A 23,560-nucleotide genomic window follows, 5' to 3' on the forward strand; every position below is an offset into this window, starting at 1 on the left:
CGGTACTTAAAGCGTTCGATTTCCTCCACCGTCGTACCCTCCGGGAGACCGTCGATCCCGGAGGCGATCTCGGCGATGGTGTGGGACACCTCGTCGAGCAGCACGCCGAGCAGCTCGTTGAGCACTATCGCCGCCAGCCAAACCGACGAGCGGGACGAACGCTGCGACGAGGCCGGCGATCACGGCCCGAATCCCGTCGGCAAGGTCGTCGGCCGCGGAGGCGTCGATTTCGACTATTACCTCGCCGGCCTCGTATCCCACCGAGATACCGAACGAGGCCGAGACGACGTTGCCAAGCACCTCGACGCCGTCCTCCCGCACATTAAGATAGGGCCTGATCGTGAAGGAGGCGCGATCGCCGTGGCCAGAATACTGCACATCGACGGTGCGCACCCGATACTGGCCGAGCGCCTGCGTGAGCCGCCCCCAGATCTGCGTCTGGATCGTGAGGCTCAGGTCCTTTGGAAGTGCGACAACGGCCCAGTCGGCGCCGCCGAGCCTCACCGTCATCACGCCGTTATAGAAGTCGGTCCAGCGATAGGCGTTGCCGTCGTCGGCCACTCGGCCCGGTCGCGTCGAGGGCGATCCCCTGGTTCCAGAATTGCAGGCCCTTGGCGAGCGTGTCCGAGAGATCCAACTTGAGAGGCTTCAGGTTGAGAAGCGCTTTCAGCTTGTCCATCGCACATTGCTTTGGGTCGACGACGCCCGCGATCGACGGGAACGTGATGCCGACCAGGAGGTCGCGGAATCTCGTCTAAAGCGCCAGCACGCCAATCGAAGATTGCTTTACCTCGAGGTCGAAGATGAGCGTGCCGTCGATGGTCACATCCGGAGTAGCGACGCGGTTCGGGTTTGCTGCGATGTTGGCTTCGGCCGTTATATCGACAGTAACGTCGACAGCCAGCTGCGTCTGTCGCGCGGTGATTGCGTTGTAGCCGGGACCTTGGTCGTGGCCGGCGTTGACATGCAATAGTTGGTAGGACGCCATCACGTCGCGGCGGAGGCTCGCGCCGCGGTAGCGCACCCGCTGTAGCTGCATGCCAAGGTAGGGGTCCGGTAGCGGGCGCGGTATCGCGAGCAGCGTCTGGAGCACCTGGTCGGTGAACTTTTTGGCGCTAACCTGGAGCTCAAGCGTTGAAGTCATAGGATAACTCCAGCTGCGTGAAGGTGATCACTGGTGCTCACTCTGTGGCGCTAGAAAGGGACAATCTCTCCGGGTGCCGTAGCGGAAAAATGCGTTGCCTTTTGATCATACGCAATCAGGGGACTGCGTCGGTTGTAGGTGGCATTGTAGTTGGCGAATTCTGCAAATAGGATGAAAACAACCACGACGCCGCGATCCACGCCACGGTCGCAATCAAAGAGCCCAACTCAGCCAACGCCATTTGGCGCGTTCGCGGCTTGGGCCGAAGCGATAAAGCAGAGAAATTCCGGTCAGCATCGCGCAGACCAGGACCGGCCACCGGGCCGCTGCGACTAGCGTCTCCGTCCACGCATCGAGATAGAAATAGCGCAAGAATGCGGGAACGACGCCCACCGTGAGCAACAGCACGATGCCGATCAGCAACGCTCCGACGGTGAATAGGATCGACATCAGGTTGAGCGTGATGAGGCTGCGTTTTTCGCGTTCCTCATAGGCGATCGTGGACATCGAGGTCGCGGGCAGCCTGGGCCACCGTAACGCCCCGATCCTTGATCAATCTAACAGCCTCAAGCTTTAACTCGCGGCTGAATTTCCTTCGATTCCAACTCTCCAGTTCCGTTAAACACCTTATCTCGGTGTCCACGAAACCGGCAGAAGGCCATACCGCAATAGATCCCTCGGCGCCGTAGTCGGTTTGATGATGTGGACGTGGATTTCCGTCATCATCCGTCGGTGCCGCGATCAATGCCGAGATGGAGCATCAGACAGCCCTAGACTCCACGACAGGCCCGCCCCTGCCCATGGGCAAGCGTGGTGCAGTTGTAGCGGATACGTTGGGCAAAACCGCAGACTGATTGGCAAGCGCACAGAGCAGCCGTGCGTCGTGGATCCTACCAGCGCGCGAAGCTAGATACGGCCACTTTTCTGAGTTGCCACCGCCTCAGGACACAACGTGCGTTCAAGGAAAAAGTTGAACAGCGATGTCGATACCGCGTCTGCTTTCATGCGGCGCACGCTGCCCTACCCCTTGCCGTGCAACCAAAACCGCCGTTTTGTCCGGTTCGATATTTCGGGGGATATCTTGGGACCATCCAGCAAGGACAGGGCGAGCACCGCGTTTCGCAGCGCCGGAGACATGGCTGAGCGTATCGGTTCGTTTGGTTGGGGCGCTACATCTATCGGGCCGGTCTCTTCATGGCCCCACAGAGCTGAAGACACTCGTCGATCTCATTCTAGGCTCTGCACAACCTATGTTTCTGGCTCTACAACGATGCCTTCATGCCGGAAAGTCGGGGCGGCAATGGTTGATATCCTGCGCACGGACAATCCAGAACTCAAGGTTCTCTACACCACGGGCTACACGCGCAACGCTATCGTTCACGACGGTATTCTCGATTCTGGAACGAAGATCTCGCGGAGAAGGTGAGGACGATTTTCGACGGTCGTTGAAAGGTTTTGAACAGCGAAGCCTCCATGCCTGCGCGACGCTTTGGCCGCAGGAGCGTGTCTTCAACTTCCGGATCGGGGAAGCAGATGGCGTCGCAATCTGCGTGGAGCCTATCCAGGCCAGTGACTTTGGCCAGGGAAATTCCCCAGGGCGATATTAGTGATCGGCGCGACAGCCACGCCAGATGGCGAGGGTTATGACCTTGAATTGGGTACTTGGTCGGATGGTTGCTGCCCGTTTGATTGATGAGTCTTGTCTTCCACCTCATTCACGGGGCGCGTCAGCCCACCGCCATGCTTGGACTTCTCGTTTCCCGCCGCGTCCTGAGAGAACGCATCCGAAGGGTCCGCGCCGGTCTTTGCCGGATATTTTGTCGCCCCGGTTTCGCGATGGCTCTTGTTGTCACGCATGTTGACACTCCTGATCAAAGATAACCCGCCCACGCCAGTGCTAGTTCCAGATGGAACATTCCTAAGGTAGGTCGTTGGCCCCAGCGAAGCTGCCGAACCGAACTGCGAGGATTGCCGGCGCATAAGCGGTAGTGCATTGACGTTTTTCAGCATTGGCCGCGGCCTTAGGAGCCTACCTGGTCTCCCTCAGCTCGGTCGGCTACCAGGCAATCCCATTCCGCGATCAGTAGCGGCACCAACGATATTGCCGGCCTATCTCCTCAGGCCAAAAAAGCTCAGCACCGCAAGAACAACGACGACTAGCCCTACGATGTAGATAATGCTGTGCATATGTCGGCCTCCAAAATAATAGGCAGTCCACGCTGTTTGCCTGCCGATCTGGTCATTGCGTCGAAATCAACATTTCCGACTGCCTAATGTTCCATAGGAGGCCGTATTTTTACGACGTCGTCCTTGGGCGGCTTTAGCGGGTTTTGCTGCTTTGGTCCTTGCGTTGGTGCGCGCCTTGGAAACGGTCCGATAAACGACCGAGATCTTTTTGATGGCAACAGGACATCCGTTTACCTCCGAAATTGCGTCTACCAATGGATCTCGACGATACGCCCTTCGCCATCGCCCGACCCGTAGTCCCCTCGATGCCCCGGCGGGTCCTTCGGTAACGTTAGTCCCCTTCTTCCAAACGCCGCAACCGTTCAGTGGCCGGCGACCTTATTAGCGGCAATTGCTGCCGCGATCGAAGTCCACCTCTTGATCGGGACGAGTCCTGGATGCTCCTGCTCATAGATCACCACCCGCCAGCCTTCCTCAAATCGCCCGGAACCAAAGCGATCACACGATGTTAAGCAGGCGAAGGGCCATCTTAAATCGTTGAGGATCTTAACTTAAAACCGCCATTCTTAGTGCTTCGGCACTGTGCCTGCTCGTACCATCCGTGGCCTCGGCCGACGCGATCGTAGTTCAGACCATCGACATCACCGACACTCACTGGAACAATGATCGTGTGGTCATCTATCGCGAAGGACATCGCCTCCATCACCGCCGACATGGCGATATCGCTTTCTTCGATCACGGTCGCCGGCACCATCGCTCCGACACGGTCGTAATCCGAAGCCCGATGGATCGATCGCACCATCGGCATCGCCACGTTGTTATCCAGCAGGACGAGAATGGAGGATACTGACGGCAGCCCTATGCCCGCCTCTCAATTCGAGAGCCGGGCACAAATGTATTACAACGTAACGGTAGGACATCGGCCAAAAGCTTCGTCGCCGTCATCGAGCACGAGAGGGGCATTATCGCAATCGGCGAGAGAAAATTTAGGCGATGGATTGCCCGTTAATGAAATCATGTAGTCGCTCGAACCTGGAATGCGGAAAAGATCAAAAGACTGCTGGCTTCCGGGTTTGTAGTTGTCAGCGCTACCGCCATCAATCTTGACCTTGCGCCTGCCTTTTCGGACGCGCATCTCAGATGCAGCGACGATTGCCAATCATTTCTCGGCGATAAAGTCCATGTCCGGGGACTTCGTTCAGTCCGGCCCAAGGGAGGAAAAGAGCGGAGGTAGATTTTTTCTCCAATGCCCGGGCAAGCTTCGGTTCGACTATGCAGGCAAATCCGGGATCAGCTTGATTGCAGATGGAAATCTACAACGAAAGGCTCAAGACGTCGCACCTCGATTCTCTCTCGAAGACGCCGCTCAAGCTCCTGCTGGACGACAAGGTCGAATTCTCTGGCAGTCGCCTGAAAAGTGTCAAAGACGATGGCGCCCAGGTTGTTACCATAAAGCTGGCCGACAAGTCGGTCTTTGGAAACTCGAACATCACGATGGTCTTCGACAGGAAATCGCTCGATTTGCGCAGATGGAGCCTAACCGACGAAAGAGGGTAAAGCACGACGGTCACTATCTCCAATGTGAAGGAGGGCGTTCGCGCTCCTCCGGGCATTTTCACCATCGATTATGCAGCAAACCGTGAATTCAACACCACTTCGAAATGACGGCGGACTGTCGGCAAGTCTGGCAGCAAGGCTGAGGCCGGCGCGTTCCGGAGCAAGCGGAACCCTCCGAGCCAAGGATGCCTTTCACGGAGCATAGAATTGTTCATGCTCATAGCGCCCCAACGCGCGTGCCCACCGGCTTCGTCCACATGCATTTTCATCAACAAATGCTAAGGGCGGCGTGGACCCGGTACGATAGCGGTTATCGTCGCACTCACACAGGCCATGGCGACGCCAAAACCCCGCCTGACATGCTCTCTTTTTATCGCCGAGAGTCATTTGCTCGCTGTGAAAGGATTCGCTGTCTCTGCAGGCAACGGCGCGGGAACCAGCCTGGCCAGATCGCCTTGAAAGAAGGAGCATGCTGGTCCCTAAAACCGAACGAGCTCCATCTTTGCTAATGCAATGCGTCGAGGCTTTGGATGTTCCGCTTGGCTTGGATTAGATCCGAAGTGTGCCGAAAGGCGGCGGCACAGCGCTCGAGGCCCGCACTCCGGGGATCCGCCGAGATACTCATGTGGCTCGTCAAAAATCATCGTTTAGCCAGATCTAAATTAGGCTGATGTGGATCCAAAGCGGGAATCGCGCATTTAACATCCGGCTCACTTTCGGGCTGCTGGAGGACGACTCATGAAAAGGACAATGCTCGTATTAAGCCTTCTCAGTGCGCTTGTTGCATGTTCCCGCACGGAACAGGGTGCTGCCGTGGGCGGATTGGGTGGGGCGGCAATCGGCGCCGCCGTGGCTGGCAACCCAGTCCAAGGCGCGGTCGTCGGCGGAGCTGCGGGTGCCATCGCCGGAGCGGTGATCGGGCACGCCAGCGAGGCCGGCCAGTGCCGCTACAGGGATCGCCAGGGGCGCGTCTATGTTGCGCGGTGTCCCGAGGGGTATTGAGGGCGCCGGGCCAGCGCGACCCTGCGATGGGACGTGCGGCTGCCGCGGTTCGGCTCTTTCGCCGATCAGATAGGCCGAGGCGCAATGGCAATGCAGTCTTCGCGCTTACGCCCTGGCTGATTCAAGGTCAGGCGCTAGGCCCCTGCTGAGAGATTGGTAGGAGTGCATTCGACATTCACAGCGTCGCAGCCTTGACCCGTTTGGCGCGCAGCGAAATGGTTTCCTGGACGCTTCGCTGCGGTCAAGTGGCTCGCCCTATCCTGCCTTTGTTATTTTCGTGGCCGCCTGTGCGATTGCCCGAAAGATCCCCTCGATGAGATCCTTCTCTCGGAACGGCTTGCTTAACAATGGGACGTCCGACGGGCGATCCGAAATCGTATCCGCTTCGGCATAGCCCGTCACTATCACGGCGGGCCAGTCGCCGCGAAGGTTACGCGCAAATCGAATGACGTCGATCCCGGTGATTAGCGGCATGGCAAAGTCAGTGACGATTACGTCAAAATCATGCGGTGCCCGTTCAATGGCAGCCAGCGCCTCAGCGCCGCCGGACGCGCAGGTTACCGGAAAACCGCGCCGCCGAAGCGACTCGGCAGTCAGTTGCCGCAACACGCTGCTGTCGTCAATCAGAAGGACAGACGGGGTTTCTTTGCCGCTGTAAGTTACGGGTTCCTCGTTGCTCGCCGCGTTATCGTTGAAGGAATTATCAAAAGAGCGTGGCAGCCACAGTTCCATTGCCGTTCCTCGTCCAGGGGCGCTGTCGATGCGAAGAGAACCACCGGACTGCTTCATGAAGCCATAAACCGTGCTGAGCCCGAGCCCAGTTCCCTTTCCAACCGGCTTTGTCGTGAAGAATGGCTCTATGACCTTCTCCAGAATGTCGGGAGCGATTCCCGAACCCGTGTCCTTGACCGTTACGACCACATATTCGCCGGCCGCCAAATCTTGCGACGTCGCGTTGAGGGCACGATTTTTTGCATGCACAACGATCGTTCCACCAGATGGCATGGCATCGCGTGCGTTGAAAACAAGGTTCATCAGCGCAAGTTCAAGCTGCCCGGCATCGACATGTACCGGCCATACCGTGTCGTCGATCTGCCAATCGAAGCGAATCAAGCCCCCTAAAACTGGCGCTACCAACCCGTTCATGGTGTCGCCAAACCCTGCAAGACGCACCGCTTGCGGTTTCAGCGTCTGGCGTCGCGAAAAGGCGAGCATTCGAGTGACGAGATCGGCCCCTTGTCTGGCCGAGCGTCGCATCAGCTCGAGAACCTGCCGGGACTGGTCATCCAAGCTTGCACCGCGTTCGAGCAGTCCCAGCCCACTCAAGATTGCGGCGAGCAGATTGTTGAAATCATGAGCCAAACCACCGGTCAGTTTGCCGATGGCGTCAAGTCGCTGCGACTGAAGCAGCTGGTCCTCGAGAGCCCGCCGCTCGGTGACGTCAAGCAGCGTCCCCAAGATTTCCGGTGCGCGGCCATCAGAGCCACTAGACATCACACCTTGGTCGAGAAAGATCCGATACTCGCCATTGGCGCACAGCCAGCGGAATTCACAGGTGTAGGAGCCGGTCGTCTTTGCCGCCAGCAGCGCTTGCTCCAGCCTGGCGAGATCGTCCGGATGAACCCTGCTGAGGCCAAAGGGCGGATCCGAGGTCAATGTCTTGGCCGAAAAACCGGTCAGACGTTCCACTCCATCGGTGACAAAGCGCGCTGCAAAGGGCGGCTCGGCTGCCCTCGCATGGAAACAAACCGGCAGCGAACTCAAAATGGCGTCCTGCCGTTCCTCTACGTTGCGCAGCGTCTGCTCCGCCTCAAGCTTGTCCTTCTGCGCCTGGAGTGCCTGTGCCAGCAGTCTCTTCTCGGTCGCTGCCTTTCGCTTGATTTCCGCCGTCTTTTCGTGGAGGTCGACGAATACAGCGACTTTCGAACGCAGCATGACCGGATCGAACGGCTTGAACACATAGTCGACCGCGCCGACATCATAGCCGCGCAGCATGTGGGCCTGCTCCTTGTTGATGGCTGTAAGAAAGATGATGGGAGTGCGCCTGGATTGCTCGCGCTGGCGTATAAGCGCAGCCGTCTCATAGCCGTCTATTCCCGGCATGAGGACATCCAGGAGGATGATGGCGAAGTCCTCCTTCAGCAGAAACCGCAAGGCCTCTTCGCCCGATTGCGCGCAGATGACATCGCCCGTCGAAGCAAGGACTTCGCTGATCGCCAGAAGATTACGTTCATCGTCATCAACGGCAAGGATCCGCGCCCTTGCCGGTCTCTCGGCCAATTGCCCGGCCTCAAGCTTTCTGACCTTATTCCTCTGAGGTTTTTGCATGGCCGTCAGTTCACTGCCACGAGCATCTGTTCCGGAGTGTCCGTGCGTGCCCTGGAACGGCCTATCCAGACACGAAGCAATGCCAGCAGGAGATCGAGATCGACGGGCTTGGCGATATAATCGGAAGCACCGGCGTCCAAACACTTCTGCCGATCGCCCTTCATCGCTTTGGCAGTGACGGAAATAAGCGGGATGTGAGCGATCGCCGGCATCCCGCGAATGCGCCGCATCGTCTCGTAGCCATCCATCTCCGGCATCATGATATCGATCAAAGCGGCGTCGACATCGGGCGTCTGCTCCAGCAGTGCGATGCCGTCGCGGCCGCGCTCGGCATGCAGAACCTGAATGTCGTAGGTCTCAAGGACGCTGGTGAGCGAGTAGATGTTCCTGATATCGTCGTCGATGATAAGCACTTTCGCTCCGGCAAGATCGGACTTGCCGGCCTGCTCGGCTCCTGGATCGCCCTCTTCGCGTCCTTCTCCGGGCAGGGTCGCCGAGATTTGCAGCGCCAGTTGGGCAAAATTCTCGGCCCGCGGCGCGTTCGCAAGCGCCGGGTTCAGGGCCAACACCTGTTCAAGCGCATCGGGATGAGGGGCAAAGAACAACAGCTGAGGCAACGCTTCGCCAAACTGGCCGGTGAGCTCGTCGAGCACCTGTGCATTGTCCCTAGCCGAGCGCCCGAAGCCAAGCACGACGGCATCGTACGAAGCCGTGCCGATATCGTCGGCATTTGCCGCAAAACGGCCGATCGCAGTGACCGAGGTCACCCCGTCGCGGATCGCTTCGACCAGCGATAGCCGGCGCTCCGGGTCGGGGTCCGCGACCAGAACGCGCCTCTGAATGCGCAGCTTCTTGGAATGAATATCCTGAAACACCCTCATCAGTTCCTCGGAAGAGACAGGCTTGGTTGCGATGCTGGACGCCCCCTTGCGGGCGAGAGCGTCGATATCCTCGGCACCCGAAATGACATGAACTGGGATGTGACTGGTCTTCTGATCGTGACGTAGCAGATCGAAAAGCACCCAGCCGTCGATATCCGAAAGACCGAGATCGAGCGTAATCGCATCAGGAACGAGTTTGCGGGCCAGGGCCAGTGTGCCGGAACCGGCGGTCGACAAGACACCTTTGAGGCCGGCCGAACGCGCGAGACCAAGCAGCAACCCGCCAAAGGTCGGGTCGTCTTCGACGATTAATACGACCCGATCCGTCGGCGTGATGGAATCGCGATCGTCGATCAGCTCCGCCGAAGGCGAGGTGCCGAGCGATGCCGGCGCGGCAACTGCCTCGGTTGGCGCAGGCAAGGCCGACTGAGCGGCCGCCGCATGGGGGCCGTCGAACGGTATGACCAGCGTAAAGGTCGAGCCCTTGCCCGGCGTGCTTTCAACGCGTAGCTCACCGCCAAGCAGGCGTGCGATTTCCCGGCTGATCGACAGGCCAAGCCCGGTGCCGCCATATTTGCGGCTGGTGGTGCCGTCGGCCTGCTGGAAGGCTTCAAAGATCAGTTTCTGCTTGTCTTCCGGAATGCCGATGCCGGTGTCGGTCACGGCGATCGCCAAGGCCTTCATCGCTTGCCCGGATCCATTGCGGCGGCCGGCCGTCTCGACCCGGAAATTCAGGCTGACTTCGCCCTGCGAGGTGAACTTGAATGCATTCGAAAGAAGGTTGAGGACAATTTGCTGCAGGCGCTTCTCGTCGGTGCGGACCGTCTCGGGAAGTGCGGGATCGACCTTGATGGTGAAACCGAGGCCCTTGTCGGCGGCCAACTGCCGGAATGTGCGTTCCATATGCTGGCGCAGATGGGTCACCGGCATATCGTTGATGTCTATGGAGACGGTACCAGAACTCAATCTTCGACAGATCGAGGATGTCATTGATGAGGCTGAGAAGATCGGTTCCGGCAGAGTTAATGGTCCGCGCGAATTCGACCTGTTTTTCATTGAGATTGCCCTGCTGGTTGGTCGCAAGAAGGTTGGAAAGAATAAGCAGTGAGTTGAGCGGTGTGCGCAGCTCGTGACTCATGTTGGCCAAGAACTCGGACTTGTACTTCGACGTAAGCGCCAGTTGTTCGGCTTTCTCCTCCAAAGCGCGCCGCGCCATCTCGATTTCGAGATTCTTGTTTTCCACCTGCTTCTTTTCGTTCTCGAGAAGCTGCGCCTTTTCCTGCAGCTCTTCGTTCGTCGCATGCAGCTCTTCCTGCTTCTTGGTCAGTTCGGTCTGACGCGCCTGCAATTCCGAGGTCAGCAGCTGGGACTGCTTGAGCAGCCCCTCGGTGCGCATCGTTGCGGCAATGGTGTTGAGAACGATGCCGACGGACTCCATCAGCTGGTTGAGAAAGGACTGGTGCGTGTCGCGAAATTCGCCGAACGAGGCGAGTTCGATAACGGCTTTGACCTCATCCTCGAACAAGGCGGGAAGAATGATGACGTTGGCTGGCGAGGCACTGCCGAGACCTGACGTGACGCGAAGAAATTCCGGCGGCACATTGTTCAGCATGATGGCCCGCTTGTCAGCAGCACTTTGCCCGACCAGACCTTCACGCAGATCCAGACGCTGTTTGATGGCGGCCCTGCTTTCGGCGCCATAGGACGCCGCAAGCTCAAGATAGGATTCCTCTTCGTCGCGGTTGGTGACGTAGAAGACTCCGTATTGCGCGTTCACCAGCGGAGCGAGCTCGGACATGATAAGCCGCGAGACGGTGGCAAGATCGCGTTCGCCCTGCAGCATGCGCGAAAATCGCGCGAGATTGGTCTTCAACCAATCCTGCTCCGCATTCTTAAGGGTTTGATCCTTCAGATTGCGGATCATTTCGTTGATGTTGTCCTTGAGCGCGGCGACCTCGCCGGAGGCTTCGACGCTGATCGAGCGGGTCAGATCGCCCTTGGTCACCGCTGTCGAAACCTCGGCAATTGCGCGCACCTGCGTGGTCAAGTTGGCGGCGAGCTGATTGACGTTGTCGGTGAGGTCGCGCCACAGGCCGGCAGCACCTGGCACGCGCGCCTGACCGCCAAGCTTGCCCTCGATGCCCACTTCACGCGCGACATTGGTCACCTGGTCGGCGAAGGTAGCCAGCGTCTCGATCATGCCGTTGATGGTGTCAGCGAGCGAAGCGATCTCACCCTTGGCATCGACCGTCAGTTTGCGCTTGAGATTACCCTGCGCGACCGCTGTCACGACGTCGGCGATTCCACGCACCTGATTGGTCAGGTTCGTCGCCATGAGGTTGACGTTGTCGGTCAGGTCCTTCCAGGTACCGGCCACGCCTTCGACACGCGCCTGTCCGCCAAGCTTGCCTTCGGTGCCAACCTCACGCGCCACGCGGGTCACTTCGCCGGCAAAGGAGTTGAGCTGGTCCACCATGGTGTTGATGGTCGACTTGAGCTCAAGGATTTCACCCTTCACGTCGACCGTGATTTTTTTCGACAGGTCACCGCGCGCAACAGCGGTCGTTACTTCCGCGATATTGCGCACCTGGCCAGTCAGGTTCTCGGCCATGGAGTTCACATTGTCGGTCAGGTCTTTCCAAGTTCCAGCCACGCCGCGCACCTGCGCCTGGCCGCCGAGCTTGCCTTCGGTGCCGACCTCGCGCGCTACCCGCGTCACCTCCGAGGCGAAGGAATTGAGCTGGTCGACCATCGTGTTGATCGTGTCCTTGAGCTCCAGGATTTCCCCACGCACATCGACAGTGATCTTCTTTGACAGATCCCCAAGCGCCACGGCCGTGGTCACTTCGGCGATGTTGCGTACCTGGCCGGTTAGATTGGCGGCCATGGCATTGACGTTGTCGGTCAAATCCTTCCAGGTGCCGGCGACACCACGCACCTGCGCCTGACCGCCCAGCTTGCCATCCGAGCCGACTTCGCGTGCCACGCGCGTCACCTCCGAGGCGAAGGAATTGAGCTGATCCACCATCGTGTTGATGACGTCCTTGATCTGCAAGATCTCGCCCAGTGCATCAACCGTGATCTTCTGCGTCAGGTCTCCGGTGGCGATCGCCGTCGCCACCTTGGAGACATCGCGCAATTGCACGGTAAGATTGCCGGCCATTGCGTTGACGTTGTCGGTCAAGTCCTTCCAGGTGCCGCCGACGCCTTCGACATGAGCCTGCCCACCAAGCTTGCCTTCCGAACCGACTTCGCGCGCCACACGGGTGACCTCCGAGGCGAAGGAATTCAACTGATCGACCATCGTGTTGACGGTATCCTTGAGCTCCAGGATTTCGCCCTTGACGTCGACGGTGATCTTCTTCGACAGGTCGCCGCGAGCCACCGCCGTCGTGACCTCTGCGATGTTGCGCACCTGTCCGGTCAGATTGGCAGCCATCAGATTGACGTTGTCGGTCAGATCCTTCCATGTGCCGCCGACGCCCCTCACCTCGGCCTGACCGCCCAGCTTGCCTTCGGTTCCGACCTCGCGCGCCACGCGCGTCACTTCCGAGGCAAACGAGTTCAGCTGATCGACCATCGTGTTGATGGTGTCTTTCAATTCCAGAATTTCGCCTTGAACCGCGACGGTGATCTTCTTTGAAAGGTCTCCAGAGGCAACCGCCGTCGTGACCTCTGCGATGTTGCGCACCTGTCCAGTGAGGTTTTCAGCCATCGAGTTGACGTTGTCAGTGAGGTCCTTCCACGTGCCGGCAACGCCGCGCACTTGCGCCTGGCCGCCGAGCTTGCCTTCGGTGCCAACCTCACGCGCGACGCGGGTTACCTCGCCGGCGAAGGAATTGAGCTGATCAACCATGGTATTGATGGTCGATTTCAGCTCAAGAATTTCGCCTTTCACATCGACCGTGATCTTCTTGGAAAGGTCGCCCAAGGCGACGGCCGTCGTCACCTCGGCGATATTGCGCACCTGGCCGGTCAGATTTTCGGCCATGGAATTCACATTGTCGGTCAGATCCTTCCACGTCCCGCCGACCCCTTCCACGCGCGCCTGGCCGCCCAGCTTGCCTTCGGTGCCGACCTCGCGCGCCACGCGTGTCACTTCCGAGGCGAAGGAATTGAGCTGGTCGACCATGGTGTTGATGGTGTTCTTCAGCTCCAGAATCTCGCCCTTCACGTCGACGGTGATCTTTTTCGACAGGTCCCCGGATGCAACCGCCGTCGTCACCTCCGCGATGTTGCGCACCTGGCCGGTCAGGTTGGTTGCCATGGCATTGACGTTGTCGGTCAAATCTTTCCACGTCCCGGCGACTCCTTTCACGCGCGCCTGGCCGCCGAGTTTGCCTTCGGTGCCGACTTCGCGCGCCACGCGCGTTACCTCGGAGGCAAAGGAAGCAAGCTGACCAACCATGGTGTTGACGATCTTGCCTATGCGCAGAAATTCGCCGCGCAGCGGTCGACCGTCGATCTCGACCATCATCGTCTGCGACAGATCACCCTTGGCGACGGCGCCGATGACGCGCGCGACCTCGGCCGTCGGTTGGACCATGTCTTCTATGAGATCGTTGACCGACCGTACGCTGGATTCCCAGCTGCCTGTAGCGTTTCGGACGCGGCCACGCTCGCCTATCCGCCCATCCTTGCCGACGACCCTGCTCAGACGCTCGAATTCTCGGGACACCTGGTCGTTCAGATCGACGATCTCGTTGAAGGTTTCTGCGATCTCGGAATCGAGGCCTTCGTAGACGTTGTCGATGCGGACTGAGAAGTCACCGCGCCGGAAGGCCTTTAGAGAATTCAGTATGCTACGACGGTCCAATTGCGTCTTGGATGCCTGCACAGTCACAGCGCCCCTCCCGGTCGATCCATGTCGGATAAATGCCCCTCGCGTGCGAACGATACATTCCCCCGCAAGTCCCCAAACGCCGCGATTTCAATTTGGTTCCGGGCGGCATTTAGCTTTCCCAAGTCGAAAATTACACAAACATTTGGGTTCCCCTGATGGCGAAGCGCATCGCAGTCGCCGGGTGGGCGACCTGGTTATCAGTAGCGACGACGTCTGTTCTTGTCATAACGCCGTTCAGCGGATCCGTCGGCGCCGCGAGGCTCGTGAGCAATTTCCTGCCGTTCGGCTTGATGCGATCAATGGCGCCACTTTTCAAACTCTTTTGGATTCGGGCGCCGCAACGGCGCGCCTCGCCGGCGATCGACATGTAGCGGGCTCAGCCGGGAAGCTCGGTCATCGCGCTCGTTCTAAGGTATCGAGGCTCGTGCCGAACCCGCCAAGTCCCGATTTCAGCGAGTTTTGCGGGCGCGCCCACTTCCTCCGCAGTCAATGCGTTGCCAGCAACCGTGTGCCAGAACTCGCGTCTAAAGGTTAGTAAATGTGGATCGGCCGATCTGGCTTTCCGATTCCGGCGGCCACTGCTCTAGGTTCTTTGCCCCAATCGTCGCTCCCTTTGATGGCTTCTGCGGCCGCTTGATGTCACCTCAGGAAAGATGAGACGCGCAGTCGAACAAGTTGGCGCGCAACCTTTCAGGCAAAAAGTCATTCATGCTCGTATACCGAGCAAGGAACAATAATATGTGGTTATTTACAGCTGTCATTCTCGGGCTTGTTTTAGCCATATCGCTAGGTTGGGCGGTCGGCGGCTTTTCAAGGTAATTGGAAATTACGCAAGCAGATGCGAGCGGTTCGCACGGACGTTCTGGAGGCGATGCTATTTGGCGACGAAGTGTGAGAGATGCAACCACCAATCCGAGTTCGTGGACTTGACTTACCATGTTCCAAATCGGCACTCCCGATTGTCAAATATTCCACTGTAACGAAGTCGGAGTCTCGCCACGCGTATGTTCTTCGCTTTGATCGTAATTTTGGTCGCTGTACAATATGGCTGCTCCAACATCACAAATGAGCAAAATCATGAGGAGCGTCGCTCTTGTGATGTTATGGGCACAGCCCTTTCCGTGACCGAGGACTCGGCGCTCGCGCTAAAGTGATTCATTGGTTCGGAACTTAAACCTCTGGTAGCCGTTTACGGCCGCGCTAGAGGGGAATGATAATGAACGGCAGTTCGGTTCTAGTCGTCGAGGACGAGGCGCTGATTTTGCTCGACATACAGTCGGCGCTTGAAGAGGCAGGGTTTCTTGTCGTCGCTGCTAACAGCGCGGCTCTAGCCATTGAAGCTTTCGACGCCGATCCGACATCTTTCAAGGCGCTCATCTCGGACATTCGCCTGGGATCGGGTAAAACCGGATGGGAAGTTGCAAGGCATTTGCGTCAAGCCAATTCAGCCCTCCCCGTAATTTATATTAGCGGCGACAGTGACATTCATTGGGGTGCGGAAGGCGTGCCGGGAAGCGTAATGATCGCCAAGCCATTCGCCGTCGTTCAGGTCATCACCGCTTTGTCGACCCTTCTAAATCAACATGTTCCTGCGTCCCCGCCCCCGTCCCAAAACTAGGCGCTTGGAAATGCGGCGGATTCTCCTGAGGCGTTACGGCCTTAGCGTTGCGAGAGCGCCTCGACTCTTGCCCGCCTCTTTGGTTCATGCTCGGCTGGCGAGCCGTGGACGCGCTTCTTCGCGTGGACCTCATCGACGGCTCTGTCTGCCGACATAGTATTTTTTGGGCACAGTTGGCTTGAATGCCCTCGGGAGTTAGCCCCTCCACCCATTGCGCACGCTCCTGGGAAACACTGCCGGAAAGCCTGGATTGTCAGTGGGAAGAATGTTCATCCCTCGCCCGTGTTTTCGCGGCCTTCCTTGCGGAGGCAGAACGCGCGGCGGCGGGTCGGTCTGCGGAAGCGGCCCCACCCTTTTCGCCGCCTTTGTGTGCGGCGGGATGGCCGGTATGTTTGCCTCGACCCGACCCTCCCTCTTTCTTGCCGCCGCCATCATCCTTTTTGACGGTGGCCCAGGCGCGTCGCTCCGCCTCCTTCTCGGAAACGCCGCGCTTCTCATAGCCTTCGGCGATATGATCAGCCTTACGTTCCTGCTTGTCCGCGTATTTTGATTTGTCGCCGCGTGGCATCATCGCCCCGAAAAACGACGGAAAGGCGGTGACACACCTTTCTTTCGAGCGGCACTATTGCTGGCCACCTTCGCCGCAGGAAGCGTTCCGAACTCGGCGTTGCGTTGATCGTCCTCGAAGCGTAGCGGTGGGGCTCGTCAATTCCACGCCGAGAGAACCGTCTCCATCTCGACGGTCTCGACCTGTTGGGCAAAACGCTGGTGATAGACGGTCATCAGCGCGTCATGGGTGGCGTCGGACGAACTGCAAAGCGCATCGGTGACCAGAACGACGCGATAGCCGATATCGATCGCGCCAAGAACGGTCGTGAGGACGCAGACATCGGTTTCGCCGCCCGTGATCACCAACGTATCAATCCGACGCTCAGCGAGCTCGGTCTGCAACCTTCCCTCCGGCCAAGGCGAATAGACATGCTTGTCGATTATCTTCGCCGGCGGACTGAATGCAGGCAGCGGCGGCAGCAAGTCCACCATCTCCGGACCGACGGCCTCTATCGTCATCGATGCCCAGCGCTCGTAGTAGCGCTTCCAGGTCCCGGCGCCCTGCCCTACCTTTGCAGCCGGGATAAAGCGGGTGAAGATCGTTTGCTCGGCTTTCCTTTCGACAAGGCGGACAATTCTCGGAAGGACCCGGGTGATCCAGGGCGTCGCCCATTCGGACGGCTCGGCGAACAGCTTTTGCATATCGACGCAAAGATGCGCGCAGCGATCGCCAAGCGGTCCGTAGCTCAAGCCCGGAGTTGACATCACAATCCCAAGCGCGCTTGGCTCGACTGTACTAACGTCAAGCAGGACAACATTTGTTTCGGCGAGCAGCGGCGCTTCTTAAGATTCAATGGTTGATCCTCGCAATGTCGGACAAACGTCCCTCCCCGGCTACGCGTTCCCTCGGAAACCAGTTACCGCGCCGCGCGTTCAGATTGGATGGATACAGCACAGAATTCCGTCCAAACCTTCGCTATCGAACGTACAGGCGGGTGCCTCTGCGGAAAATCCGTTATCGGGTGACTGGCGATCCGCGCGTGCATTACTGCCATTGCGACATGTGCCGGCGTGCGACCGGCAGCGCCTTTGCGGTGCTCGCATGGCTGCGTTCTGCCGGAGTTTCCTGGCAAAGCGAGGAACCTACCTACCGCCGGTCATCACCCCTTGCGCAACGCGGCTTCTGCCGGGCATGCGGCACGCCGCTTACTCTGGCCTATGATGCCGCAATTGACGAAATCGCGCTGCATGTCGGAACCTTCGACAATCCGGCGGAACTCGAGCCGCAATACAACCACGGGTCCGCGCAGCGGCTCAGCTGGGTTAGCTGCGGCCTCGACCTGCCTCATCGCAATACGGAAGAGCGATGGTAACGGAATCTGGCGTCGAGTTTCCCTTGCCCTTGAGCACGCAGCCAATGGAAGCGCGCGCGGCGGAGGCATTGCCGCGAGAAGACGGTCCCTGGCAGTACGAACCGAAATGGGATGGCTTCCGCTGCCTCGCCTTCAAGGGCGGCAAGGCCGTCGACCTCAGGGCAAAATCCGGTAAACCGCTTGGTCGCTATTTTCCCGAACTCGTAAGGGCCTTGAGTACGCTCGCGGCAACGGACTTCGTCGTCGACGGCGAAATCATAGTCGAGATCGATGGCCGTGCTTCTTTCGACGCCCTGCAGATGCGGCTTCATCCAGCAGAGAGCCGCATCCGCAAGCTCAGTGGGGAAATTCCCGCGCAGCTGGTCGTCTTCGATATGCTTGTGGCTCCGGGAGATCGGCCGCTGATCGAATTGCGATTGCACGATCGGCGTGCCGCGGCCGAAGACTTGGTGGCCAAGGCAAAGACCAAGATTCTCCGGCTTTCGCGGGCCACCACCAGCCTGGCGACAGCCGACAAGTGGTTGAAGGGCGCTGGTAGCGGGTCCACCGACGGTGTCGTGGCCAAGCTTCTCAACGGCCCCTACCGGCCGGGCGAACGCGCCATGGTGAAGGTAAAGCGCCTACGCACGGCCGACTGCGTCGTGGGAGGGTTCCGCTATTTGAACGGCAGACGACAGGTTGGATCGCTGCTGCTCGGTCTCTACAACGACGATGGTCTGCTCGACCATGTCGGCTTCACTTCGACCATCGCCAATGACGAGCGTGCGGCACTGACGGAAAGGCTGGAACAGCTGCGTGGCGGATCCGGCTTCAACGGCAAGGCGCCGGGCGGCCCTAGCCGGTGGAGCACCGAGCGTAGCGGCGAATGGGAACCGGTCAGACCGGAACTCGTGGTCGAGGTTCGCTTCGACCACGTCACCGGCGACCGCTTCCGGCACGGAACGAAACTTTTGCGCTGGCGGCCGGACAAAGCCCCGCGCCAATGCACCTTCGAGCAGATCGCGTAACCCCCCGCTTCCAGTCTTCAACAAGGCACCATTCACGGCTTGAATGCGAGCAAGGCCATATACGTGTCCTTCACACCGGCGATCGAGCTTGAGACGAGCTTAGAAGCAATCTGCGAAAAGACGTCCAGGTGCGGGAAAATCCGTGCGAGCTTCCTCGCCAGCGTTTTGCCTTTTCGATGTCAGGGCATTTCGTCTTTGTTCGTCGGTGAAATCTTCGTCCTCGCCGCCGCAATCACGACCATCCGCCGTAGGCGAGCATAGAGATACGGACCGGATGCCTCCCGCAGGTTCAAGAGGGCAAGGCGCGAGCGCGGCCATGCCTGTTGGGCGGCCCCGGCACCAATCATATGCGACAGTTCCGTCAGCGGCCGATCGATTTCAAACTGAACCAGCGCGGTCGTCACGGCCGTCGATCCTTCAACGGTCCGCACCGGTCGTCAGACCACGCAAAGTCCATCTCGCGTCAGCGCCTCGGCCATCATCGCACCGCTGATGCCCATGCCACATCGGTCTTAACGTGTAATGTCAGCCGCCTCGCAGGAATGGACGGCGGGCGGTATGCAGACCAGACAGGCGTACCGCTTCTGAGGTTGCCAGTCCAAGCCTGGCTGGTTCCATTCGACTGCTGCGGCATCGGACGCGCTGGAACCTCCCGTCGCCTCGGCGGTTTTCTCTAACGCAAAGGCCCCAATCAAATCGTGGAGATCGCCATGGAACCGCGCAATAAGCGAACCGCTCAGCAAGATCGGACCGGCGCGCCGGCTAGCGAGCAGCAGAACTGGAATGCGGTCGAAGGCGCCAGCATCGTGGCGGCCGAGGGCGAGGCTGATGGTGCGACGGAGAGGGACGGAACGCTTCCTGAAGAAGACGACGACAACGCTTACCAAAACAGCGACGAAGCGTTGCCCGATGACGAAGAGGAGCGAGTTTTGTCACGCGATCCTTCGAAGGAAGGAAGCCGCTTCGACGAAGTATGAGCCGAGCAGGCGGCTGATTGCCAGGTGCGAGGTTTTCGGGGACGTCTGTCTTGATCCCTAATCCGTCTGCGCGAGGAAGTTGCCGCCGATGCCGGGCAGCCTGTGGCGCATTCTCGCAGGCCAGCTTCTGCTGGCGCCGCCCAACTCCCAGCTTCGCAGCAAGACCGACGGGCGGTGGGCAGTGAGATGATCGAGGTCGGGCCGAGATCCGCCCATCTGCTGGTCCAGGCCGCGAAATGAGAACATCGCGTCCACCGGTTTCGGAGCACCGCTTGTCAGGTCACCCGCCACACCGTATTGCCGACATCGTCGGCGATCAAAAGCGCGCCGGCCCTGACACCAACCGGCCTTCCCCTCGCCTCGCCCTTTGAGGAGGCCGGTGAAGACGTCCTGCCCCATTCCGTTGGATGTTCGGCGCTGAACGGCACGAAGGCGACCTTGTAGCCCACGATCCCAGCTGCCGTGCGCGGACGGTGACCAGCATGGATGATTGGGATGGTCTGCGATTTGAGCCGTCGAGTTCGGAACTTGCCCCCTAGGAGCGGCGTCAGCGCTTCCTAGCGATCTGGCGGAGGTCACCAGAAGGCGAACCTTTTGGACACAAGGCGCCACATCTTCATGGCTTGGCCGAGAGGCCGCGGCTACAAGGTAATTCAGATCGTCTGCCCGCGCGTCTCGTCAAAATCGTACCAGCGTACGAAAGCTAAGAGTATTTCATATTGGCCGACGGCTAAATCGTCATCGTCGATCCGGATACGTTGAAGATCGTCCTTACCCTGACCTGACTTGGGCGCCCGATCTGAAACGCCCGCCACATCCAGGTGGCGGGCGTTCTATGAAACCTGACGATGACTCAACCGCGGTCGAGCTGCAGGATGGCTTCCCTTCATGGAAGCGGCAATACCAGCAGTGTGGCGGTCAGGACGTCAAAGCTGGATCTCGGCCCCTGCCTGTTCATCGAACAAGACTGAACAGCCCCGCGCAAGCGCCACCGTGGAAAGGGCGTTTGCCATCACCTCGTCCGACGACACGAAATCGCCGGTCAGCACCCGCAACTCTTCCACGCCCTCAGCCATCGAGACAAAATTTCCGACCACGCGATCGTGCCGGCAGGCCTCGACCACGCAAAGCAGATCGATCAGTTCGAAGCTGCTCATGTTCAGCCTCCGAAAAGTGCCCCTTGCTGGATCATGAAACGCATTGGTTGAACATTGCGTTCCGGCGGCCTCGAATTACCAGCCTGGCTCGCCGCTGCGGCGGCTGCAGTTTGCCGGCGGGGTTTGAGGGTCGTTCAACAACGCGACCGTCACGGTTCAATTATGCCGTTAAATTGCGGACCTTGCATCTGAAGGCTGCCTTCCGTTTGAAATCGGGGAGGGCCTAGCCGTATCCGCTGGCCCTCCGCAAAGGCAAAAGATTGCAGCGCGAATGAGGGGTTAGTTCCTGGTCGTCCTCGACCAAGCGGACCAACCATTCCTCACCGGCTTTTATAACTTCAACGGCCGTTCGCCATCTTGCGCTATCTCGCTTATCCTGCATGGCAATCTTCAAATTTGTAGGGCGGCGAAGTATCGTCCTTTCAATAAGAAATGCTGGTACGGATTCGTACCCATCGCTGGCGGGACTCGGCGGAGTTCCGAACCGGCGTATACTTGGCGGGACCGCTCATACCGAACAGTGGCATTGCGGGCGCGCCCTGGGAGTTGGCCGTGCTTCCGCCTTTGCATGCGGAGGATGAAAATGTCACATACCAAAGGGGCGTCAATCGACAACGCTATCCTGCGTGCCTTTCGCCGCGCGATCTCCGAGAAGAAGATTCCGGAAAGCCAATGGCGCGACTTCGCCGCGCAGATCATCCGTGAATTCACCGGTTTTGACACCGTGGATCCGGACCTGCTGGATTGGATAGCGTGCAAGTCGGAACATGCTAGACCAAAGCCACCAAAATTCCTCGACCATAAGCTGGAGTGCCCATACTGCCTCACCATACGGCTGAGAATTCCCACCGACGCTCGCCCAGACACCCCGATTTTTTGCGATGATTGTGGAGCGTATCTGGGCACCTGGGATGAACTCCAAACCGATTTTGAGAGACAGGGCGGTCACCATGGCGTCTTCTGCCTAAACAAGGGCCGTATCCAGCGTGTGGAATAAAACAGGTTCGCATCATCCTGAGGGCCAAGCCCAACGTGGCGCGCCTACTTTTTTGCTGCCTTCCGCGACAAGCGATCCGCCAGGTACCTTAGTCGATCGGGAAGCCATTTTTCGACACGAAAGATTGGCAGACTGCGCAGGTGCCGTCGCAAGACTTCATTGGAAGATTGCCGTCGCAGCAATTCGGCGAGGTTGCGAGGATGCTCTCGTTCCATTGTAGCCACCTTTGTTCTCAAACCCGGCCAGCTTGGAATTGTTCCGGCAGAACCATTCAGTGCCGGTTCGAGAACGCCGCCCGCACTTTCGCCCACTGTTCGAAATCGTACCCAAGGATATTTCCGAAGCCCAAAAGCGACATTCGCAATTGCCGGCCGCGCGACTTGAGAGGATGGTGAGCGATCGCTTGCCGATTTGTGTGGGCGCAAGCGGCTGAGAGATGCGTGTGCTCTTGCCCCAAAACGGGAGGCGAGAGCATGGCTCAGCTTCAGCAATCCAGCATCCGCAATCGTCTGCTTGCATCATTGTCGTGCGACGACTTCGCGCTCGTGCAGCCGCATCTCGAAGCCGTCACGCTTGGGGTGCGTGAACACCTGTTCCGGGCGGAACAGAAGATCACGCATGTCACTTTCCCCGAATACGGCATCGCCTCGATCGTCGCCGACACGGAAGAAGGTCGCTTCGAGGTCGGCATGGTGGGATCGGAGGGGTTGGTGGGCACGGCCGTTGTGCTCGGCGTGGACCGCACGCCTCACACCTGCATGGTACAGGCTGCGGGCGAAGCGTTTCGCATCGGGGCCGATGAACTCCAGGCAGCGATGGACCACAGTGCCACGCTGCGCGCGCTGCTTTTGCGCTTCGTGCACACCTTCATCGTGCAGGTCAGCCAGACGGCCTATGCCAACGCCGGATACTCCATCGAGGACCGGCTGGCCCGCTGGCTGTTGATGACCCACGATCGTCTGGAAAAAGACGATATGCCCGTGACCCACGAGTTTCTGAGCGTCATGCTGGGCACGCGTCGTCCGGGTGTGACATTGGCGGTGCAGATGCTGGAGGGGACCGGTGTGATCCGGGCCACGCGCGGCCACGTCACGGTGAGAGATCGCGAGAAGCTGGAGCAGATCGCCGGCCAAGCTTACGGGTTCGCAGAGAAGGAATATTCCAACGTATTTCAGTTCCCGATCAAGCGAGACAGATGAGGTGGATCGTGCGCTACTTCATGAATGTTCGCTATCGCGGCCGGCTCATACCGGACCCTGACGGCGATGAGCTGGAGAACGAGGAAGCCGTGCAAGGCCATGCGCTTGCCAACGCCTATGATCTCGTCTTTCACACCCGCATGGACTCGCTCCGCAGCTGGTTCGACTGCAGCTTCGAAGTGACCGACGAGAGCGGCATAACTGTGCTGGTGATGCCGTTCGGCGAGGTGGTTTCAGAAACCTGATGTGGCATCGACCTGGCTCCCCTGGAAGATCGCTCAATATGTCCTCAACCTAACTGTTCGGATTCATACCAAGCCTTGAAGTGCGAAGAGAGCCCGCCCTAACGTGCTTCCAGGGAGGAGTGTTGATGGTCCACGATTTTCAAACAGTGGCGGTTGAAAGGGCTGCCGAAGCCTACGTGCTCTCGCGACGCAAAGCGCGGTTCCTATCGATGGCGATGGCGATCCGTGCCATTAGAACCCTCATGCCGGCTTGCACCGTCACCGACCAAATGTTGGAGGAGTTGTTCGCAGAGGCATGCATTGCTCACGGTGTGCCGGTCGCTTTCGACACGGCAACGGCCAGCGGGTTAGAAATGCGCCTCCATTCTTAGGCCGTTCCGCACGCCCCTGCAGAGACTTTTGCAACGCCTCAGGCACTTTGTGGACATACTCGCACTGTCCTTGGAAATTGCGACGACGACGAAGCTGCGCTACCGGCACCCGAGACGCCTTATGC

At 59.0% G+C, this 23,560-nt stretch carries 21 protein-coding genes and 6 pseudogenes; 12 read left to right on the forward strand and 15 right to left on the reverse strand.

The genetic code is table 11. The features are described 5' to 3' along the window. Positions 1 to 6: 6 nt before the first annotated feature. The 4 genes and pseudogenes from ACLGL5_RS01325 to ACLGL5_RS01340 form a co-directional block, all read right to left on the reverse strand. Positions 7 to 561 carry a hypothetical protein gene (locus tag ACLGL5_RS01325; protein ID WP_147377504.1) on the reverse strand — a complete coding sequence of 185 codons (555 nt, stop codon included), beginning with the start codon at positions 559 to 561 and terminating at the stop codon, positions 7 to 9. 193 nt (positions 562 to 754) lie between these two features. After that, positions 755 to 1,144 carry a hypothetical protein gene (locus ACLGL5_RS01330; protein ID WP_019864010.1) on the reverse strand — a complete coding sequence of 130 codons (390 nt, stop codon included), beginning with the start codon at positions 1,142 to 1,144 and terminating at the stop codon, positions 755 to 757. Positions 1,145 to 1,357: 213 nt separating this feature from the next. Beyond that, positions 1,358 to 1,651, reverse strand: coding sequence for a YhjD/YihY/BrkB family envelope integrity protein (locus tag ACLGL5_RS01335; protein WP_019864008.1), 294 nt, complete (start codon positions 1,649 to 1,651; stop codon positions 1,358 to 1,360). Next, a pseudogene (locus ACLGL5_RS01340) lies at positions 1,635 to 1,757 on the reverse strand (transposase); the annotation flags it as partial. The pseudogene ACLGL5_RS01340 and the gene ACLGL5_RS01335, both read right to left, overlap by 17 nt. A gap of 60 nt (positions 1,758 to 1,817) precedes the next feature. On the opposite strand from ACLGL5_RS01340, the pseudogene ACLGL5_RS01345 reads away from it, so the two are divergent. Next, a pseudogene (locus tag ACLGL5_RS01345) lies at positions 1,818 to 1,998 on the forward strand (ribonuclease); the annotation flags it as partial. A gap of 787 nt (positions 1,999 to 2,785) precedes the next feature. On the opposite strand, the gene ACLGL5_RS01350 reads toward ACLGL5_RS01345, so the two are convergent. The 3 genes from ACLGL5_RS01350 to ACLGL5_RS01360 all read right to left on the reverse strand — a co-directional run bounded on the left by ACLGL5_RS01350 (position 2,786) and on the right by ACLGL5_RS01360 (position 4,490). Further along, positions 2,786 to 3,001, reverse strand: a complete 216-nt coding sequence (locus tag ACLGL5_RS01350; protein ID WP_494372660.1) for a hypothetical protein — start codon at positions 2,999 to 3,001, stop codon at positions 2,786 to 2,788. Between the two features lie 859 nt (positions 3,002 to 3,860). Next, a complete protein-coding gene (locus tag ACLGL5_RS01355; protein ID WP_027047927.1) occupies positions 3,861 to 4,139 on the reverse strand; it encodes a hypothetical protein in 279 nt (92 codons plus the stop codon). Between the two features lie 90 nt (positions 4,140 to 4,229). Beyond that, entirely contained in the window at positions 4,230 to 4,490 is a 261-nt protein-coding gene (locus tag ACLGL5_RS01360; RefSeq protein WP_223217970.1) for a hypothetical protein, read from the reverse strand. Positions 4,491 to 4,512: 22 nt separating this feature from the next. On the opposite strand from ACLGL5_RS01360, the pseudogene ACLGL5_RS01365 reads away from it, so the two are divergent. Both ACLGL5_RS01365 and ACLGL5_RS01370 read left to right on the forward strand, forming a co-directional pair. Then, positions 4,513 to 4,888 (forward strand): annotated as a pseudogene (locus ACLGL5_RS01365) (outer membrane lipoprotein carrier protein LolA). Positions 4,889 to 5,626: 738 nt separating this feature from the next. Next, positions 5,627 to 5,890 carry a YMGG-like glycine zipper-containing protein gene (locus ACLGL5_RS01370; protein WP_027047926.1) on the forward strand — a complete coding sequence of 88 codons (264 nt, stop codon included), beginning with the start codon at positions 5,627 to 5,629 and terminating at the stop codon, positions 5,888 to 5,890. Positions 5,891 to 6,145: 255 nt separating this feature from the next. On the opposite strand, the gene ACLGL5_RS01375 is transcribed toward ACLGL5_RS01370, so the two are convergent. The 3 genes and pseudogenes from ACLGL5_RS01375 to ACLGL5_RS01385 all read right to left on the reverse strand — a co-directional run bounded on the left by ACLGL5_RS01375 (position 6,146) and on the right by ACLGL5_RS01385 (position 14,309). Then, positions 6,146 to 8,218: a response regulator gene (locus tag ACLGL5_RS01375; RefSeq protein ID WP_019864005.1), complete on the reverse strand. Its 2,073-nt coding sequence runs from the start codon at positions 8,216 to 8,218 to the stop codon at positions 6,146 to 6,148. 5 nt (positions 8,219 to 8,223) lie between these two features. Further along, positions 8,224 to 13,936 (reverse strand): annotated as a pseudogene (locus ACLGL5_RS01380) (HAMP domain-containing protein). Positions 13,937 to 14,072: 136 nt separating this feature from the next. Then, positions 14,073 to 14,309 carry a hypothetical protein gene (locus ACLGL5_RS01385; RefSeq protein WP_019864003.1) on the reverse strand — a complete coding sequence of 79 codons (237 nt, stop codon included), beginning with the start codon at positions 14,307 to 14,309 and terminating at the stop codon, positions 14,073 to 14,075. 849 nt (positions 14,310 to 15,158) lie between these two features. Here ACLGL5_RS01385 and ACLGL5_RS01390 point away from each other — a divergent pair. Further along, positions 15,159 to 15,560, forward strand: a complete 402-nt coding sequence (locus tag ACLGL5_RS01390) for a response regulator (protein ID WP_032921644.1) — start codon at positions 15,159 to 15,161, stop codon at positions 15,558 to 15,560. A gap of 253 nt (positions 15,561 to 15,813) precedes the next feature. Here the strand turns inward: ACLGL5_RS01390 and ACLGL5_RS01395 are convergent, their stop codons facing one another. Both ACLGL5_RS01395 and ACLGL5_RS01400 read right to left on the reverse strand, forming a co-directional pair. Next, complete coding sequence (locus tag ACLGL5_RS01395) at positions 15,814 to 16,128, reverse strand: plasmid stabilization protein (protein ID WP_080644031.1); 315 nt, start codon at positions 16,126 to 16,128, stop codon at positions 15,814 to 15,816. Positions 16,129 to 16,265: 137 nt separating this feature from the next. Then, a complete protein-coding gene (locus tag ACLGL5_RS01400) occupies positions 16,266 to 16,874 on the reverse strand; it encodes a cysteine hydrolase family protein (RefSeq protein ID WP_027047924.1) in 609 nt (202 codons plus the stop codon). A gap of 257 nt (positions 16,875 to 17,131) precedes the next feature. On the opposite strand from ACLGL5_RS01400, the gene ACLGL5_RS01405 reads away from it, so the two are divergent. Both ACLGL5_RS01405 and ACLGL5_RS01410 read left to right on the forward strand, forming a co-directional pair. Beyond that, positions 17,132 to 17,482: a GFA family protein gene (locus tag ACLGL5_RS01405; RefSeq protein WP_236952510.1), complete on the forward strand. Its 351-nt coding sequence runs from the start codon at positions 17,132 to 17,134 to the stop codon at positions 17,480 to 17,482. Beyond that, positions 17,476 to 18,489 carry an ATP-dependent DNA ligase gene (locus ACLGL5_RS01410; RefSeq protein ID WP_019863998.1) on the forward strand — a complete coding sequence of 338 codons (1,014 nt, stop codon included), beginning with the start codon at positions 17,476 to 17,478 and terminating at the stop codon, positions 18,487 to 18,489. The genes ACLGL5_RS01405 and ACLGL5_RS01410 overlap by 7 nt, the downstream gene beginning before the upstream one ends. 179 nt (positions 18,490 to 18,668) lie before the next feature. Here the strand turns inward: ACLGL5_RS01410 and ACLGL5_RS01415 are convergent, their stop codons facing one another. Then, complete coding sequence (locus tag ACLGL5_RS01415; protein WP_027047923.1) at positions 18,669 to 18,893, reverse strand: hypothetical protein; 225 nt, start codon at positions 18,891 to 18,893, stop codon at positions 18,669 to 18,671. Between the two features lie 306 nt (positions 18,894 to 19,199). Between ACLGL5_RS01415 and ACLGL5_RS01420 the strand changes: the two genes are divergently transcribed. Then, complete coding sequence (locus tag ACLGL5_RS01420; protein ID WP_027047922.1) at positions 19,200 to 19,466, forward strand: hypothetical protein; 267 nt, start codon at positions 19,200 to 19,202, stop codon at positions 19,464 to 19,466. Positions 19,467 to 19,741: 275 nt separating this feature from the next. On the opposite strand, the pseudogene ACLGL5_RS01425 reads toward ACLGL5_RS01420, so the two are convergent. Continuing rightward, positions 19,742 to 19,912, reverse strand: a pseudogene (locus tag ACLGL5_RS01425) (PQQ-dependent sugar dehydrogenase); the annotation flags it as partial. Between the two features lie 210 nt (positions 19,913 to 20,122). On the opposite strand from ACLGL5_RS01425, the pseudogene ACLGL5_RS01430 reads away from it, so the two are divergent. Continuing rightward, positions 20,123 to 20,200: pseudogene (locus tag ACLGL5_RS01430) on the forward strand (DUF1236 domain-containing protein); the annotation flags it as partial. Positions 20,201 to 20,392: 192 nt separating this feature from the next. Here ACLGL5_RS01430 and ACLGL5_RS01435 read toward each other — a convergent pair. After that, positions 20,393 to 20,623, reverse strand: a complete 231-nt coding sequence (locus ACLGL5_RS01435; protein ID WP_019863990.1) for a hypothetical protein — start codon at positions 20,621 to 20,623, stop codon at positions 20,393 to 20,395. 583 nt (positions 20,624 to 21,206) lie between these two features. Between ACLGL5_RS01435 and ACLGL5_RS01440 the strand changes: the two genes are divergently transcribed. The 4 genes from ACLGL5_RS01440 to ACLGL5_RS01455 all read left to right on the forward strand — a co-directional run bounded on the left by ACLGL5_RS01440 (position 21,207) and on the right by ACLGL5_RS01455 (position 23,435). After that, entirely contained in the window at positions 21,207 to 21,620 is a 414-nt protein-coding gene (locus tag ACLGL5_RS01440) for a hypothetical protein (protein WP_019863988.1), read from the forward strand. Positions 21,621 to 22,093: 473 nt separating this feature from the next. Beyond that, complete coding sequence (locus ACLGL5_RS01445) at positions 22,094 to 22,819, forward strand: Crp/Fnr family transcriptional regulator (protein ID WP_019863987.1); 726 nt, start codon at positions 22,094 to 22,096, stop codon at positions 22,817 to 22,819. A gap of 8 nt (positions 22,820 to 22,827) precedes the next feature. After that, the gene (locus tag ACLGL5_RS01450; RefSeq protein ID WP_171880427.1) at positions 22,828 to 23,064 is read left to right on the forward strand and encodes a DUF6894 family protein; all 237 of its coding nucleotides are present in this window, start codon (positions 22,828 to 22,830) and stop codon (positions 23,062 to 23,064) included. Positions 23,065 to 23,189: 125 nt separating this feature from the next. Continuing rightward, a complete protein-coding gene (locus tag ACLGL5_RS01455) occupies positions 23,190 to 23,435 on the forward strand; it encodes a hypothetical protein (protein ID WP_019863985.1) in 246 nt (81 codons plus the stop codon). Positions 23,436 to 23,560: the final 125 nt, after the last annotated feature.

It is taken from the genome of Mesorhizobium sp. U510, assembly GCF_059180695.1.